The sequence below is a fragment of the Comamonas sp. SCN 65-56 genome, assembly GCF_001724135.1.
Classification (GTDB): Bacteria; Pseudomonadota; Gammaproteobacteria; order Burkholderiales; family Burkholderiaceae_C; genus Comamonas_C.
The window spans coordinates 43,653-58,685 of the sequence record NZ_MEDS01000007.1 but is presented as its reverse complement, the minus strand read 5'-3'; the positions used below and the strand labels follow the sequence as shown (position 1 = coordinate 58,685).

Here is a 15,033-nt window from a genome sequence, read left to right as displayed (position 1 = left end):
GCCGCGCCATGCGGCGTTGCTTCTCCTTGCAGGCAATAGCCTGCGTCGTCGTCGCGCCTTGCCTGGCACGCCACCAACGGCACTGGCGGGCGCATCCAACTGCCATTTCTAGGCTGACAAGCGTCGCGCCATGATCTCCCTGCACGATGTGCCGGCACCAGCCAAGCTCAATCTGTTCCTGCATGTCACCGGACGGCGTCCTGACGGCTACCACCTGCTGCAATCCGTCTTCATGCTGCTTGACTGGTGCGACACCCTGCATTTCGAGCGCCGTGGCGATGGACAGCTCAGCCGCGAAGACCTCGGCACCCCGTTGCCTGAAGACGATTTGTGCCTGCGCGCCGCCCGCGCGCTGCAATCCGCCACCGGCTGCGCGCTGGGCGCGCATATCGCCATTGAAAAGCGCCTGCCCGCCCAGGCCGGCCTGGGCGGTGGCTCTTCCGATGCAGCCAGCACGCTGCTGGCGCTCAACTGGCTGTGGGATCTGCGCCTGTCCCGGGCCGATTTGCACCGGCTGGCGGTGTCGCTGGGCGCCGATGTGCCGTTTTTCATCGGCGGGCGCAACGCCTGGGTCCAGGGCATAGGCGATGAGCTGCAGGCGCTGGCGCCCGAGACGCTGGCCGTGCCCTCGCCATTCATCATCGTCAAGCCGGAAGCGGGATTGGAAACCGCAGCGATTTTTTGCCACCCGGCGCTTCAGCGTGAAACACAAGCTGCTACAATCGCTGGCTTCGTTGGAGAGCAGGCACGCAAGCCGTTTGGTTTTGGCAGAAACGACTTGCAGCCGGTAGCGCAGCTGCTGTGCCCCGATATTGCAAAAGCCGTGCAATGGCTTGCAGTCAAGGGTTTGGCAGGGCGCATGACCGGCTCTGGCAGCGCAGTGTTTGCGCCAATGACACACACGATCGATGTTGCGGATGCACCGGCAAACTGGAGCATCAAAGTGTGTAAGAATCTCGGGCTTCATCCGCTGGTCGGCTGGGTTAGGGATGAATGATTGCAAGGCCGGGCGCAGCATGCGCGCGGCCTGTGTAGGGGAGTAGCCAAGCTGGTCAAGGCACCGGATTTTGATTCCGGCATGCGAGGGTTCGAATCCTTCCTCCCCTGCCAACCACCAAGCCCGTTGCACTGCCCGCCGCCAGACATTCGAGACGACCGTGCAAGCTTCTCACACCGATTTCATGGTTTTCACGGGCAATGCAAACCCGGGCCTTGCGACCGAGATCGCGAAAAACCTCGGCATCAACCTCGGTGCCATGCAGGTTGGGCGTTTCTCCGACGGCGAAGTCACCGTCGAGATCAAGCAAAACGTGCGCGCGCGCGACATCTTCGTCGTGCAGTCCACCTGCGCGCCCACCAACGACAATCTGATGGAGCTGCTCATCATGGTCGACGCGCTCAAGCGCGCCTCGGCCGAGCGCATCAGCGCCGTCATCCCCTATTTCGGCTACGCCCGCCAGGACCGCCGTCCGCGTTCCACGCGCGTCCCGATCTCGGCCAAGGTGGTTGCCAACATGCTGCAGGCCGTGGGCGTGAACCGCCTGCTCACGATGGACCTGCACGCCGACCAGATCCAGGGCTTCTTCGATATTCCGGTGGACAACATCTACGCCTCGCCGGTGCTGCTGCGCGACCTGAACGAGAAGAAGCACGACAACCTGATCGTCGTCAGCCCCGACGTGGGCGGCGTGGTGCGCGCGCGGGCGCTCGCCAAGCAGCTCGGCTGTGATCTGGCCATCATCGACAAGCGCCGCCCCAAGGCCAATGTCTCCGAGGTGATGAACGTGATCGGCGACATCGACGGACGCAACTGCGTGATCATGGATGACATGATCGACACCGCCGGCACGCTGGTCAAAGCCGCCAGCGCGCTCAAGGAGCGTGGCGCCAAGCAGGTCTATGCCTACTGCACGCACCCGATTTTTTCCGGCCCGGCGATCGAGCGCATTGCCCAGGGCGACGTACTCGACGAAGTCGTCGTCACCAACACCATTCCGCTGAGCGAAGCCGCCCGCGGTTGCACCAAGATTCGCCAACTCTCCGTTGCGCCGCTGTTTGCCGAAACCATACAGCGCATCGCCAGTGGAGCGTCGGTGATGAGTCTGTTCTCGGAGCTCAGCTAATCGCTCTCGAGGCAGCACGGATTGCGCGCACGGTGCACGCCATCCTTTTTTGAAACAGGCGGGCAGGCTGGTCGCGGCCGCCCAACTACTGGAGTCATCCCATGAAATTCGTCGCTTTTGAGCGCAACATGCAAGGCACGGGTGCGAGCCGCCGTCTGCGCGTTACCGGCCGTGCGCCCGGCATCGTCTACGGTGCGGGCGGTCAACCGCAGATGATCGAGCTCGATCACAACGCGCTGTGGCACGCCATGCAGAAGGAAACCTTTCACTCCTCCATCCTGGAGATGGAAGTTGCGGGCCAGACCAGCAAAGTGCTGCTGCGCGATGTGCAGTACCACCCCTACAAGCAGCAGATCCTGCATGTCGATTTTCAACGCGTCGACGACAAGACCCGCATCCACATGAAGGTGCCGCTGCACTTCGAAGGCCTGGAAACATCGCCTGCCGTGGTCACCGAAGGCTGCACCGTCACGCCGCTGCTGCACGAACTGGACGTGGTCTGCATGCCTTCGCAACTGCCGGAACACATCAGCGTCGACCTCAGCGGCCTGACATCCAAGTCGGTGCTCACGCTGCAGGCCGTCAAGCTGCCCGTGGGCATCAAGGCGGTGATCCACGGCTCCAACAAGAACCCGTCTCTGGTCTCGATCAAGCTGCCGGAAGTCATTCCTGATGAGGCATCGGCCGAAGGTGCCGAGACCCCCGCGGCCGCGCCCGCCAAGCCCGCCGGCAAGAAAAAGTGATGTGGTGATGCAGCGCGGCCGCGGCCGCGCGCTCCTGCATGGCCCACCCCTGCGGTGGGTTTTTTTGTGCCTGCACGCGACCCCTGCGCAGTGCGAGCGGCATCGGGATAATCACACGCCATGATCAAGTTGTTTGTCGGCCTGGGCAACCCCGGGCCCGAATACGAAGCCACGCGCCACAACGTCGGCTTCTGGTGGGTGGATCAGCTGGCCGACCAGCTCAAGCTGCATCTGGCGCCCGAACGCGGCTATTTCAGCCTCATGGCCCGCGCCAGCGTGCAGGGCAAGCCCGTCTGGCTGCTGGAGCCGCAAACCTTCATGAACGCTTCGGGCAAATCGGTGGCTGCGCTGGCCCGCTTCTACAAGATCGCGCCACAAGAAATTCTGGTGGTGCACGACGAACTTGATTTTTCCCCCGGCCAGATCCGGCTCAAACACGGTGGCAGTCACGGCGGACACAATGGCCTGCGCGACATCCATGCGCAGCTGGGCGCCAGCGACTACTGGCGGCTGCGCATAGGTATCGGCCATCCCGGCGCCAAGGCCGAGGTGATTCACTGGGTGCTCGGCCGTCCAGCGCCCGATGACAGGAAATTGATTCACATGGCGATGGACCACGCACTCACTGCCCTGCCCGAGCTTCTGGAAGGCGCGATGGACAAGGCCGTCCAGCGCATCAACACGCCGCCCCGATGACCGCCGTGCATGCACTCGGCGCAGCAGAACTGCTGACCGCCTACCGCAGCCGCAGCCTGTCGCCCGTGGAAGTGGCGCGTGCGCTGCTGGCGCACATCGAGCACTGGGAGCCACTGCTGCACGCCACCTGGCGGCTGCTTCCCGAGCGCACGCTGGAGCAGGCCCGGGCAAGCGAGTCGCGCTGGATGCGCGGCGCGCCCTGCGGGCCGCTGGACGGCGTTCCCGTTACCATCAAGGACAACATCGCCACCCTGGGCGATCCCACGCCACTGGGCACGGCAGCCACGGACCTCACGCCCTCACAGGTCAACGCACCCCCGGCGCAGCGCCTGCGCGAAGCGGGCGCCGTCTTGCTGTGCAAGACCACGATGCCCGACTACGGCATGCTGTCTTCGGGGCTTTCGAGCTTTCACGCGCTCGCGCGCAACCCCTGGAACTTGGCCAAGGGCCCGGGCGGCTCCAGTGCCGGCGCCGGCGCGGCAGCTGCCGCAGGTTACGGACCACTGCATCTGGGCACCGACATCGGCGGCTCGATCCGCCTGCCGGCTGCGTGGTGCGGCGTGTTCGGTTTCAAGCCGAGTCTCGGACGTGTGCCCATAGACCCGCCCTACACTGGCCGCGCCGCCGGGCCGATCACGCGCAGCGTGCAGGACGCGGCGCTGATGATGCAGGTTCTCGCGCAACCCGACGTGCGCGACAGCATGGCGCTGCCGCCGCAGAACATCGCATGGAAGCAGCACGCCGCCACGCCCGAATCGCTGCGCGGCCTGCGGCTGGGCTTGCTGCTGGACGCGGGTTGTGGCCTCGCCACCGCGCCCGAGGTGTGCACCGCCATCGAACGCGCCGCCACCGTGTTGGAGCAGGCCGGCGCCATCATCGTGCCGATGCAGCCGTTTCTCACCCGCGCGATGCTCGACGGCATGGACCACTTCTGGCGCATGCGCTCGCTCATGGATCTGCGCCAGCTGCAACCGGCACAGCAAGACAAGATCCTGCCCTTCATCCGCGCCTGGGCCGAAAGCGCCGCCGATTTCAGCGCCGAACATGTCTTCGAGGCGAGCCAACAGTTTCACGTCACCCGCGTGGCGACGGTGCTCGCCTGCTCACTGGTGGACTACGTGCTCTCACCCACCGCGCCGATCACCTCCTTCGATGCCGGGTTGCCATCGCCCACCAACGACCCGCTGCGCCCGCTGGAACACATCGCTTTCACCGTGCCCTTCAACATGTCCGAGCAGCCAGCCGCCTCCATCCACTGCAGCATGACGGGCGATGGCCTGCCGATCGGCCTGCAGATTGCCGGCCAGCGGTTTGACGATCTGGGCGTTCTGCAGGTGGCACGCGCCTTCGAGCAACTGCGCGCTCCGCTCCCGCAATGGCCATCGTTGCCCGCGCATGAAAGTTGACCAACCACAAACAAGCAAGGGTTTGGCTTTTCAAACGGACAGAAACGCGATTCAATCGCAAGCTTTCAAGGAAGCCCATGCGAAAAGAACCAAACACAGGCCGCTGCCATGCTTGAGCGGCTGTCACGCGGCATCACGCGCAGTTTCGAAATCCTCATCGTCGCGTGCCTTGCCATCATGGGCATTCTGGTGTTCGGCAACGTGGTGTTGCGCTACGCCTTCAATTCCGGCATCGCCATATCGGAAGAGCTTTCGCGCCTGCTCTTCGTCTGGCTGATCTTTCTAGGCGCGGTGCTGGCCTCGGCACAGCGCATCCACATCGGCTTCGACACGCTGCAGCGCCACGTCGGCCCGCGCACGCGCCGCGCGCTGGTGGTGTTCTCGGGCGTGCTGATATTGATCGGCTGCGTGATCTTCATCATCGGCGGCTGGCACCAGACGGTCATCAACCTGGGCAACACCTATCCGGTGCTTGGCATCTCCTACGCCTGGCTGTACGGCGTGGGGCTGGTGTTCGGAATCGCGCTGATCTTTCCTGTCACGCACAACATCCTGCAAGCGCTGCGCGGCAGCGAGCGGGATGTGACGCAAGACCTGGGCGATCGCATCGAAACCCTGTCCGAGCGCATGGGCGGCACGCAGTCTGACAACCCACAAGGACTGGACAAGCCATGAGCGCCGCCGTCTTTCTCATCAGCCTGCTGGGGCTGATCGCGCTGGGCGTACCGATCGCCTTCGCGCTGATGTTCTCGGGCATCGCGCTGATGCTGCTCACCGGGCAGTTCGATTCGCAGATTGTGGTGCAAAACGCGATCGCCGGGGCCGACAACTTCGTGCTGATGGCGGTGCCCTTCTTCATCCTCGCGGGCGAGCTGATGAACGCGGGCGGGCTGTCCAAGCGCATCGTCGACATGGCCAGCGCCTTTGTCGGCCACCTGCGCGGCGGCCTCGGTTACGTGGCCATCGGCGCCGGCATCATGCTCGCCAGCCTGTCAGGCTCGGCGGTGGCCGATACCGCCGCGCTTGCGGCCATCCTGGTGCCGATGATGCGGCGCGCCGGATACGACCCGGCACGCGCCTGCGGGCTGATGGCAGCCAGCGGCATCATCGCGCCGGTAATTCCGCCCTCGATCGGCTTCCTGATCTTCGGTGTCACGGCCAACGTCTCGATCACCCGGCTGTTTCTGGCCGGCATCGTGCCCGGCGTGCTGATGGGCGCAGTGCTGGTGGTCGCCTGGTGGTTTGTCGCGCGCAACCAAAAGGCGGCCGTCACGCCGCGCGTGGGCTGGGGGCGGCGCCTGCGCCTGCTGGGCCAGGGCGGCTGGGCCTTGATGATGCCGGTCATCATCATCGGCGGCCTGCGCTTCGGCATCTTCACGCCCACCGAATCCGCCGTGGTCGCCGCGGCCTATGCGCTCTTCGTCGGGGCGGTGGTGTATCGCGAGCTCAAGTGGCACAACATCTACGAAAGCCTGCTCTCCACCGCGCGCACCACCTCGGTGGTGCTGCTGCTGGCGGCGCTGGCCATGGTGGCCTCCTACATGATCACCATCACCGACATTTCAGGCCAGGTGGGTGGCTGGCTGCAGGGCTTGATCGACTCACCCATGCTGCTCATGGCCGCGATGATGCTGGTCATCTTCTTCGCCGGCATGGTGCTCGATTTCATCCCCATCGTGCTGATCTTCACCCCGGTGTTTCTGCCCATCATCAAGGCGGCGGACATTGATCCGGTGTACTTTGGTGTCGTCTTCATCATGAATTGCTCGATCGGCATGATCACGCCGCCCGTGGGCGTGGTGCTCAATGTCGTGAGCTCCATAGGCAAGGTGACGATGGACGACGCCGTGCGCGGCATCCTGCCTTTCCTGCTGGCGCTGGCCATCCTGCTGGTGCTGGTGATCGTGTTCCCGGCACTGGTGACGGTGCCTGCCCGCTGGTGGGCCTGAAGCGTCTTGCGCGGCACCACCCCACTTCATCCTTTTTTGACACCACCTCAGAGGAGATCTCCATGAAATTCAAGACCACCATGCTGATCGGCCTGCTGGCCGCAGGGCTTTCGGGCACCACGCTCGCCGCCATCACGGCCAAGTTCGCCGTCACGCTGCCCGAGAAATCGCACCAGGGCCAGGGCGTGGCCAAGTTCGTCGAACTGGTCAAGGCCAAGAGCAGCGGCGAGATCGACATCAAGCCCTACTACGGCGGCGCGCTGGGCGACGACGTGAAGGTCACCTCGGCGCTGCAGGGCGGCACGATCGAGTTCACCGTCCCGCAGACCTCCACGCTGACCGGCATGGTCAAGCCCTACGAAATCCTGGATTTCCCCTTCCTGTTCGCCAACACGCAGGAGGCTGAAAAGGTGCTTGATGGCCCCATCGGTCAAAAGCTCATGGACCTGCTGCCCGCGCAGGGCCTGGTGGGCCTGGCCTACTGGGAAAACGGTTTCTTCAACGCCACCAACAGCAAGCATCCGATTGCCAAGGTGGAAGACTTCAAGGGCCTGAAATTCCGCTCCATCCAGGCCAGGATCACGCAGGAGACGATCAAGGCGCTGGGTGCCAACCCGGTGCCGCTGGCAGTGCCCGAGCTCTACACCGCGCTGGAGACCAAGACCATAGACGGCCAGGGAACGCCCAACGCGGTGATTGCCGCGCTCAAGCTCTACGAGGTGCAGAAATATCTTTCCATCACCCAGCACACCTATGGTGCCTTCATCCCGCTTGCGTCCAAGAAGTTTTGGGACAAGCTCAGCCCGGCGCAGCAAAAGATCGTGAAGGATGCCGCCATCGAGGCGCGCAGCTACCAGCGCGAGGTGGCCCGCACCCAGGCGGCAGGAGCGCAAAAAATGATGGCTGACAAAGGCATACAGGTGAACGAGGTCAGCGCGCAGGAACGCGCACGCATGCGCGCCGCGGTGCAGCCGGTGTGGGACATGTTCACACCCGACGTGGGGGCCGATCTGGTCAAGGAAGTAGAGGCAGAAATCAAGAAATAACTTGGCTCCAGCCCGCATGAATCATGCGGGTCAAGCTATCAAAAAAAGGCGTTGCAAGGCACAAGCCCTGCAGCGCTTTTTCATTCAACCTGGAAACGGCCGTTGGATGCGCCCGCCAGTGCCGCTGATGGCGTGCCAGGCAAGACGCGACGACGACGCAGGCTACTGCCTGCAAGGAGAAGCAACGCCGCATGGCGCGGCAACAGTGGTGCTGGCGAGTGCATAGCGCTTTCACCCAAGCGGCCAACTGCCGTTTCCAGGTTCAAGCCCTGGTGCTTACTCTTTCCAGGAGTCGATGTAGTTCGGCACCTTGACGGCGGCGACGTCGTCCAGGATCAGCGGATAGCGCGAGTCGATCATCACCGCCACCTCGTCGGTGTACTTGCGCTCACCCTTGTTGTTGGCCGCTGCCGCAGCAAACGCCTTGGGGTGCGGGCCATGGTGAAAGCCCGAGGGGTGCAGCGTGAACATGCCGGGCTTGATGTTGTCGCGCGAGAAGAAGTTGCCCTGGTGGTAGAAGATGGACTCGTCGAACTCGTCGTTGTTGTGAAAGAACGGCACCTTGAGCGCACCGGGGTCGCTCTCGATCGGGCGCGGGGCGAAGGTGCAGACGATGATGGTGTTCGACAAAAAGGTGGCGTGCACCGTCGGCGGCAGGTGATAGCGGTCCGAGAGCAGCTCGCGGATGTCGCGCCAGTTGAGCTTGACCGGCACGCAGTCGCCGTGCCAGCCCACCGCGTCGAGGAAGTTGTAGGGAAAGGTGACCGTGGTCACCTGGCCGCTGCGCTTGGCGCGCACCCGGGTTTCCTGCGTGTCGCTGTACTGGGCCTTGAAGGCGTCGTCGATCTTGGGCGTATCCAGCGCCGCCAGATCGAACTGCGCGTGGTGGCCGAGGATGCCGCGCTCGGGCAGCATGAAGAAATCCTCGGTCGCCTCGATGGTGAGCACCTCGTTGCGCACCTTGGTTTCCAGCCGCCAGCTCGTGCCGCGCGGGATGTTGATGTAGTCGCCCTCGCGGTAGCTCATGTGGCCGTAGTCGCAATAGAAATCGCCTTCGCCCTTGTGGAAGAACAGGACCATGTCGCCGTCGCCGTTGCGCGCCAGATCCGGCATGGAGGCGCCGAACTTCCAGAAATGCACCTGCGTCTGCGCGTTGTGCATGAAGCGGCGCGCCTTCCACGGGCACGGCGCGCTGTCTTCGAGCTTGTTCAAGTCCAGCAGCGTGAGCTCCAGCGGCCCTTCCCACTTGCTCCAACCGGTCGGTTTGTGCTTGTGCAGGATGTGGCTGGCGGGACCGAAGAAGCCATTGCGGCCATGCTCGCGCTCATACAAGCCGTCGGGAATGTCGCAGTGCGCCTGACGACTGTGCACGCCCTCACGCAGGGGAAAACTGAGGTACTTCTTCATGCATTTGCTCCAATGTTACTTTTACGTTAACAACGTTATGATTAAAGAGACAGGCGAAATTTAAGGCATACTTCTTGACATGTCAAGCGTTGACCGCACCCGCAAGCGGGCCACCTCCGCCGCCGAAAGCCCGCCAGCAACCGCCGCTGGCCCCACAGGCATACAGTCCCTGGAAGTCGGCCTCGCGTTGTTTGAGCTGCTCGCCCGGCAGCCTCGGGGCTGCGGTTTGTCCGAGCTTGCGCGCCAGGCCGACATGCATCGGGCCAAGGCCTACCGTTACCTCGTCAGCCTGGTGCGCACCGGCTGGGTGCAACAGAGCACGCGCAGCGGCCTCTACGAGCTGGGGCCTGCGATGCGCAAGCTGGCGCTGGCCTGGATGAGCCATCAGGATTGGCTGGAACTGGCAGCCGCCGAGGCACGCGCCCTGGCACAATCGCTGGGCAATACCTGCCTGGTGGCCGTGCAAGCCGAGGCCGGGGTGACCGCGATACGCGTGTGCCAACCGGGGCAAGGGGTATCGGTGGGCGTGGCGCAGGGTGCGGTGTTTGACCTGTACACCTCGGCCACCGGCAGGGTGTTCGCCACCTGGTCCGACCCACCCTCGACAGCCATCCCCGCGCCACTTCGCGCCAGCATCCGTGAGCACGGCGTCGCCGTGGTCGAGGGCGAGCACGCGCCTGGCATCAACGCCATCGCAGCGCCGGTGTTCGACGTGCACGGCCATCTGCTGCTGGCTCTGACCATCGTGGGTCCGCAGGCTTCGCTGCAAGCCGATGCGCAGGGCGAGGCGGCGCGCGCCTTGCGGGACGCCTGCGGACGCATCTCGGCGGCGATGGGCTGGCAGCCGCCAACGGCGTGACGGCAAGGCACAATCACCAGCCCATGTCACCCAACACTTTGCTCGAGCTGTTCTTCGCCGCAGGGCTGCTGTACTTCGTCAACTACCGCCAGCAGCGCCAGCGCATCGCACTGCTGGCCCGGGCGCTGCAGCCCTACCAGATCGAGCGCCTGATGCAGACGCTGATCCAGGGCTATCTGCGGGCCATGGGCGAGGCTGGGGACGAGCGGCGCATGCAGGTGCTTGGCACGCTGCACGGCAGCGAGGAACAGCTGGGCGCGCAGATGCAGCGCCTGGCGACCGAGTTCCAGAAAACACCGGCGGCGCTCGCACGCACCAGCCGCCTGCCCATTTCGCTGCCCTGGGCCACGCAATGGCTGGCGTCCTCCAGCTTTGATTTGCGCCGCGCGTTCACCATCCATGCAGAAGGCATCGCCCGCGCCCTGGCCGATGTCACCGTCAGCCCGCGCGACCGAGCCTTCACCGTGACCGCCGAGCTGCTGCTGTTTCAACACAGCTGCCATTGGTTCTGCAAATCGCGCAGCGTGGCCTCCGCGCGGCTGATGGCGCGCCAGCACACGCCGTGGGCGCAGGTCATCGCATCGGTGACCCCGCCAACACGCAGTGCTTACCTTGCGCTGATCAACGGGCAGAGCGCTCCGGCGCGGTGACGATCCAGCCTTCCAGCGGATCGAAGCGCCCGGGCAGGCCGTAACGCAGATCGCCCCGGGCATGCGCGCGCTCGGCCCAGGCGGCCTGCAGCAGGCACAGCGCGGCGTCGAGGCAGTCGCCACTGGCATCCTGCACCAGCACCTCGCGCTGATCCGCATCGAGCACCAGGCGCAGGCCCAGACCAGGCGCGCCCTGCTGCAGCACCTCCAGCATCTGCCGCCGTGCCGCCGCGCGCTCGGGGGTCTGGCGCCGCGGCTCATCGCTCTTGTAGGTCGTGCGGCCAATGCATGCGCGCGCCAGCAGGCCCGGATAAGCCTCCAGCGCCACGCGGCGGCGGTCACCGTCGTGCAGCCCCGGCAGATGCACGCCCGCGGCGATCAGGGGTGCCACCCCGGCATGCAGCATGAACGCCACCGGTGGGTTGACCCATTTCATCGAGGGGCTGGAGCCCGCGGGGCCATCGGTGGCGCGGTGCGCGAACTTGCCACCCGTGGGACGAGCGGCGCAGAACGCGGCAAAGCACGCGCGTATTTCCGCGCGGGAGAGGCTGGCGTAATGCCGCATGCAGGCCCGCCAGTCCGTGGGCCAGCCCAGGGCTTGGACCAGCTCGCGCGGCAAGCCGAACGGCAGATCCAGCCCGGCGACCCAGTCGCCGGGCTCGGCAAGCCACCGGGCAAACGCATCCAGGCTTTCCAGGCGGCGCAGACCCTGCAGCCGCACCTGGTCGCCATCACGCTCACCGCAGGCCATCACGATGGGTTTGCGCCGCGCGGGGCGGCTGGTGAAATCCACGCCGACAAGCACGGGCGTGCCTGCCGACGATCTACTGCCTGCCGGGGATCAGTGACAGAAATTCGCGGCGCAGCGTGGCATCGGTCAGGAAGGCGCCGCGCATAATGGAGTTGACCATCTTGCTGTCCATCTCGCGCACGCCGCGCCAGGACATGCAGAAGTGGCTGGCTTCCATCACCACCGCCAGGCCGTCGGGCCGGGTTTTTTCCATGATGAGGTCGGCCAGCTGCACGATGGCTTCTTCCTGGATCTGGGGTCGCCCCATCACCCAGTCCACCAAGCGCGCGTATTTGGACAGGCCGATCACGTTGGTGTGCTCGTTGGGCATCACGCCGACCCAGATCTTGCCGATGACCGGACAAAAATGGTGGCTGCAGGCGCTGCGCACCGTGATCGGGCCGACGATCATCAGCTCGTTCAGCCGCGCTGCATTGGGGAATTCGGTCACCGGCGGCTGCGCCACATAGCGGCCGCGAAACACCTCATTCACATACATCTTGGCGATGCGGCGCGCGGTGTTGCGGGTGTTGTGGTCGTTGGCGGTATCGATGACCAGGCTGTCGAGCACCGTTTGCATCCTGGCCTCGACCTCGTCGAGCAGGCCGTCGACCTCTCCGGGCTGAAGAAACCCGGCGATGTTGTCGTTGGCCAGGAAGGGCTGACCGGCGGCCTTGAGGCGCTCGCGGATCTTGACCGAAACGGGCACACCTTCGAAGGGCACGGGGCTGGATGGTTCGCTCATGCGTCGATCGTACCAGTGAATTCAGAGACCAGAAATTTGAATGAAATCAGGCTCTAGCGCTTGCTCAGAAAGCGTCAAAAGCTATTGTTTCAGTAGTTTTTCCCCGTCACCCAGAGCGCCGCCCGCATCACCGCCCAGGCCACGCGATCGAGCAGCCGTTCGCGCCAGGGGCGGCTGGCGTAGGTACACGGGTCCAGCGCCCCGCTGCCCTGCGCGATGGCAGCCACCAGGCGCGTGCGCAGCTGCTGCGCAAAACCGGCATCGCGCACCATCACGTTGGCCTCGCGCGCCAGCAGCAGGCTCAGCGGATCGAGGTTGCTCGAACCCACCGTCGCCCAGGGGCGGGCGCCATGCGCATCGATGACCGCCACCTTGGCATGCAGAAAGCTCGAGGCGTATTCATGGATCTGCACCCCGGCCGCCAGCAGTGCGCCATAGACAGGACGTGCGGCGTGGTATTGCATGAAATACTCATAGCGACCCTGCACCAGCAGCTGTACGCGCACACCGCGCTGCGCCGCCAGGATCAGTGCGCGGCGCAGCTTGCCGCCGGGGATGAAGTAGGCATTGGCAATGATGATCTCCTCGCGCGCCTGGGCGATTGCGCGGCGGTAGGAGCGCTCGATGCGCGTGCGAAAGCGCAGGTTGTCGCGCAGCAGCAGCGCCGCACGCATGCCGCGCCCACCGTTTGCGCCGCGGCGCGGGCGATGGTGCAGCGCCTGCGCGGCGCGCCAATCGGCCAGCGCCTGGGTCAGATGGCGATGGCGCACGTCGTGCACTGCCAGCATGCGCAGCCACAGCCGCTCCATGATGACGCTGCCGAAATCCACCAGCGTGCCCTCCACCCGTACCGCGAAATCCAGCCGCGGCGCGGCCAGCCGCCCCCAGTTCGGATCTTCATGGTCGCCCAGCACGTTGATGCCACCGCAAAACAGCACGCCGCCATCGACCACGCAGAGCTTGCGGTGCAGTCGCCGCCAGCGCTGCGGCAAGAGCAGCCCCAGGCGCCCCAGCGGCGAATACACCTGCAGCTGCGCGCCGGCATCGGCCAGGCGCGAAGCCCAGGGCTCGGCCACCTGCCCGGTGCCTACGCCATCGACCACCAGATGCACGTGCACGCCGCGTTGCGCCGCGCGCTCCAGGGCCCGCGCCACCTCGGCACCGTCGCCTGTCACGTCAAAGATGTAGGTTTCGAACTGCACGTCCGAGCGCGCGCCGTCGATCTCGGCAATCAGTGCCGGAAACAGCTCTTGCGCGCCCTGCAGCAGCCGTATCTGGTGGTCCGAACCGGCATAGGGTGGCAAGGCCATGCGCGCCATCCTCCGCTCAGAGGCGGAACTCCGCGATCAGCGGCAGATGGTCGGACATGCGCCACCAGATGCGCCCGCGCGGCACCGTCAGCGAGAGCGGCAGCAGCCCGCGCGCATACACATGGTCCAGCCGCGCAATCGGCAGGCGCGACGGGTAGGTGTGCAGATTCGTCGCATCGGCAAACTCCAGCAGTCCGAAGCCCGCAAGCATCTGCGCCAGCTGGTTGCCCCAGTCGTTGAAATCGCCCGCCACCACCAGCGGCGCATCGTCCGGCACCTTGCGCCGGATGTAGGCCTGCAATTGCGCCACCTGGCGGATGCGGCTGCCTGGCACCAGCCCCAGGTGGACCACAATGGCGTGCACCAGGCGGCCCGCCACCTTGAGCTGCACATGCAGCAGGCCGCGCTGCTCGAAACGGTGGTCGGACATGTCCTCATGGCTGCTGGCCAGCACCGGCCAGCGCGTGAGCAGCGCATTGCCATGCTCGCCATCGCGCGTGTAGGCATTGGTGCGGTAGACGGCTTCATAGCCTTCCGGCGCAAGGTACTGCGCCTGCGGCAGTTGCGGCCAGCGATCAAAGTAGGCTGCCTCGCGCCGATTGCTGGCCCGCACCTCCTGCAGGCAGACGATGTCGGCATCGAGCTGCTCTATCGCCAGCCCGAGGTTGTGGATCTCCAGGCGCCGCGCCGGGCCCAGACCTTGCACGCCCTTGTGAATGTTGTAGGTCGCCACGCGCAGGATGCCACCCGGCAGAGCGGGCAACTCTGACGGCGCAAATTCGATTTCAGCCAAGCGTTCAGCGGTCATGCAAGCGATTCAAAACGCGGCAGCCAGAGGATGGCTTCGGCGTTGGAAGGGGAGAAGCAGCGGTCGGCCGCCTCGCGCCACGGCAGCCACGCATATGCCGTGTGTTCGCGCGGATTCAAGGTCACCGGCGTCGCCACGGGGACGCGCAGGCCCAGCACATGCTCAGTGTTCATCATCACGCCCGGTGCGTAACGATGACGCCATTGGGGATAGATGCTGTAGACGTTCTCCAGGCCCCAATCGACAAGGCAGCAGCCCGGTGCCGCGCCATCGATGCCGGTCTCCTCCCGCACTTCGCGCAGCGCCGTCTCGCGCCAGCTCTCCTGCACGCTGTCCTTGCTGCCGGTGACCGATTGCCAGAACTCCTCGCGCGCATCGGCACGGCGGATCAGCAGCACCTGCAAATCCAGCGTATGGATGACGACGAGGACGGAAAGCGGAATCTTAGCCATGAACAGGCGCTATCGTAGGGTGCCGTTATATTGGGTGCCAGCAAGCACC

General features: G+C 65.1%; 16 protein-coding genes and 1 tRNA gene. 11 read left to right on the top strand and 6 right to left on the bottom strand.

Features of this window, described 5'->3' with window-relative positions:
- The first annotated feature begins 130 nt into the window (after window positions 1-130).
- The 9 genes from ispE to ABS45_RS04930 all read left to right on the top strand — a co-directional run bounded on the left by ispE (window position 131) and on the right by ABS45_RS04930 (window position 7,963).
- Window positions 131-997, top strand: a complete 867-nt coding sequence (gene ispE / locus ABS45_RS04970; protein WP_291553633.1) for a 4-(cytidine 5'-diphospho)-2-C-methyl-D-erythritol kinase — start codon at window positions 131-133, stop codon at window positions 995-997.
- A gap of 36 nt (window positions 998-1,033) precedes the next feature.
- Window positions 1,034-1,110, top strand: a tRNA-Gln gene (locus tag ABS45_RS04965).
- A gap of 47 nt (window positions 1,111-1,157) precedes the next feature.
- Window positions 1,158-2,123: a ribose-phosphate pyrophosphokinase gene (locus ABS45_RS04960; RefSeq protein WP_291553631.1), complete on the top strand. Its 966-nt coding sequence runs from the start codon at window positions 1,158-1,160 to the stop codon at window positions 2,121-2,123.
- Window positions 2,124-2,224: 101 nt separating this feature from the next.
- A complete protein-coding gene (locus ABS45_RS04955) occupies window positions 2,225-2,866 on the top strand; it encodes a 50S ribosomal protein L25/general stress protein Ctc (protein WP_291553628.1) in 642 nt (213 codons plus the stop codon).
- A 120-nt stretch (window positions 2,867-2,986) separates the two neighbouring features.
- The gene (gene pth, locus ABS45_RS04950; protein WP_291553626.1) at window positions 2,987-3,562 is read left to right on the top strand and encodes an aminoacyl-tRNA hydrolase; all 576 of its coding nucleotides are present in this window, start codon (window positions 2,987-2,989) and stop codon (window positions 3,560-3,562) included.
- Window positions 3,559-4,968 (top strand): amidase, encoded by a 1,410-nt coding sequence (locus ABS45_RS04945; protein WP_291553624.1) that lies wholly within the window; start codon window positions 3,559-3,561, stop codon window positions 4,966-4,968. Before pth ends, ABS45_RS04945 begins: the two co-directional genes overlap by 4 nt.
- 108 nt (window positions 4,969-5,076) lie before the next feature.
- Window positions 5,077-5,643, top strand: coding sequence for a TRAP transporter small permease (locus ABS45_RS04940; protein WP_291553622.1), 567 nt, complete (start codon window positions 5,077-5,079; stop codon window positions 5,641-5,643).
- Window positions 5,640-6,917: a TRAP transporter large permease subunit gene (locus tag ABS45_RS04935; RefSeq protein WP_291553621.1), complete on the top strand. Its 1,278-nt coding sequence runs from the start codon at window positions 5,640-5,642 to the stop codon at window positions 6,915-6,917. The genes ABS45_RS04940 and ABS45_RS04935 overlap by 4 nt, the downstream gene beginning before the upstream one ends.
- Window positions 6,918-6,979: 62 nt before the next feature.
- Entirely contained in the window at window positions 6,980-7,963 is a 984-nt protein-coding gene (locus tag ABS45_RS04930; RefSeq protein WP_291553619.1) for a TRAP transporter substrate-binding protein, read from the top strand.
- A 276-nt stretch (window positions 7,964-8,239) separates the two neighbouring features.
- On the opposite strand, the gene ABS45_RS04925 is transcribed toward ABS45_RS04930, so the two are convergent.
- Window positions 8,240-9,370 (bottom strand): homogentisate 1,2-dioxygenase, encoded by a 1,131-nt coding sequence (locus ABS45_RS04925; RefSeq protein WP_291553618.1) that lies wholly within the window; start codon window positions 9,368-9,370, stop codon window positions 8,240-8,242.
- A 79-nt stretch (window positions 9,371-9,449) separates the two neighbouring features.
- On the opposite strand from ABS45_RS04925, the gene ABS45_RS04920 reads away from it, so the two are divergent.
- Both ABS45_RS04920 and ABS45_RS04915 read left to right on the top strand, forming a co-directional pair.
- Window positions 9,450-10,229: an IclR family transcriptional regulator gene (locus ABS45_RS04920; RefSeq protein ID WP_291553616.1), complete on the top strand. Its 780-nt coding sequence runs from the start codon at window positions 9,450-9,452 to the stop codon at window positions 10,227-10,229.
- Window positions 10,230-10,252: 23 nt separating this feature from the next.
- Window positions 10,253-10,879: a hypothetical protein gene (locus ABS45_RS04915; protein ID WP_291553614.1), complete on the top strand. Its 627-nt coding sequence runs from the start codon at window positions 10,253-10,255 to the stop codon at window positions 10,877-10,879.
- Here the strand turns inward: ABS45_RS04915 and ABS45_RS04910 are convergent.
- The 5 genes from ABS45_RS04910 to nudB form a co-directional block, all read right to left on the bottom strand.
- Window positions 10,851-11,684 (bottom strand): DUF429 domain-containing protein, encoded by an 834-nt coding sequence (locus tag ABS45_RS04910; RefSeq protein WP_291553613.1) that lies wholly within the window; start codon window positions 11,682-11,684, stop codon window positions 10,851-10,853. The two genes, ABS45_RS04915 and ABS45_RS04910, sit on opposite strands and share 29 nt — an antisense overlap.
- A gap of 19 nt (window positions 11,685-11,703) precedes the next feature.
- Window positions 11,704-12,414 carry a GTP cyclohydrolase I gene (gene folE / locus ABS45_RS04905; RefSeq protein WP_291553611.1) on the bottom strand — a complete coding sequence of 237 codons (711 nt, stop codon included), beginning with the start codon at window positions 12,412-12,414 and terminating at the stop codon, window positions 11,704-11,706.
- A gap of 89 nt (window positions 12,415-12,503) precedes the next feature.
- On the bottom strand, window positions 12,504-13,733 hold the full coding sequence (clsB, locus tag ABS45_RS04900) for a cardiolipin synthase ClsB (RefSeq protein ID WP_291553608.1): 1,230 nt from the start codon (window positions 13,731-13,733) through the stop codon (window positions 12,504-12,506).
- 7 nt (window positions 13,734-13,740) lie between these two features.
- Window positions 13,741-14,532 (bottom strand): endonuclease/exonuclease/phosphatase family protein, encoded by a 792-nt coding sequence (locus tag ABS45_RS04895; protein ID WP_291553606.1) that lies wholly within the window; start codon window positions 14,530-14,532, stop codon window positions 13,741-13,743.
- Complete coding sequence (gene nudB, locus ABS45_RS04890) at window positions 14,529-14,984, bottom strand: dihydroneopterin triphosphate diphosphatase (protein WP_291553604.1); 456 nt, start codon at window positions 14,982-14,984, stop codon at window positions 14,529-14,531. The genes ABS45_RS04895 and nudB overlap by 4 nt, the downstream gene beginning before the upstream one ends.
- Window positions 14,985-15,033 lie beyond the last annotated feature (49 nt).

Excerpts from the sequence above, each read along its gene's own strand:
- folE (WP_291553611.1), bottom strand. The coding sequence starts at position 12,414 with ATGAGCGAACCATCCAGCCCCGTGCCCTTCGAAGGTGTGCCCGTTTCG.
- ABS45_RS04895 (WP_291553606.1), bottom strand. The coding sequence starts at position 14,532 with ATGACCGCTGAACGCTTGGCTGAAATCGAATTTGCGCCGTCAGAGTTG.
- ABS45_RS04930 (WP_291553619.1), top strand. The coding sequence starts at position 6,980 with ATGAAATTCAAGACCACCATGCTGATCGGCCTGCTGGCCGCAGGGCTT.
- pth (WP_291553626.1), top strand. The coding sequence starts at position 2,987 with ATGATCAAGTTGTTTGTCGGCCTGGGCAACCCCGGGCCCGAATACGAA.
- nudB (WP_291553604.1), bottom strand. The coding sequence starts at position 14,984 with ATGGCTAAGATTCCGCTTTCCGTCCTCGTCGTCATCCATACGCTGGAT.
- ABS45_RS04920 (WP_291553616.1), top strand. The coding sequence starts at position 9,450 with ATGTCAAGCGTTGACCGCACCCGCAAGCGGGCCACCTCCGCCGCCGAA.
- ABS45_RS04915 (WP_291553614.1), top strand. The coding sequence starts at position 10,253 with ATGTCACCCAACACTTTGCTCGAGCTGTTCTTCGCCGCAGGGCTGCTG.
- clsB (WP_291553608.1), bottom strand. The coding sequence starts at position 13,733 with ATGGCGCGCATGGCCTTGCCACCCTATGCCGGTTCGGACCACCAGATA.
- ABS45_RS04955 (WP_291553628.1), top strand. The coding sequence starts at position 2,225 with ATGAAATTCGTCGCTTTTGAGCGCAACATGCAAGGCACGGGTGCGAGC.
- ABS45_RS04925 (WP_291553618.1), bottom strand. The coding sequence starts at position 9,370 with ATGAAGAAGTACCTCAGTTTTCCCCTGCGTGAGGGCGTGCACAGTCGT.
- ABS45_RS04940 (WP_291553622.1), top strand. The coding sequence starts at position 5,077 with ATGCTTGAGCGGCTGTCACGCGGCATCACGCGCAGTTTCGAAATCCTC.
- ABS45_RS04945 (WP_291553624.1), top strand. The coding sequence starts at position 3,559 with ATGACCGCCGTGCATGCACTCGGCGCAGCAGAACTGCTGACCGCCTAC.
- ispE (WP_291553633.1), top strand. The coding sequence starts at position 131 with ATGATCTCCCTGCACGATGTGCCGGCACCAGCCAAGCTCAATCTGTTC.
- ABS45_RS04935 (WP_291553621.1), top strand. The coding sequence starts at position 5,640 with ATGAGCGCCGCCGTCTTTCTCATCAGCCTGCTGGGGCTGATCGCGCTG.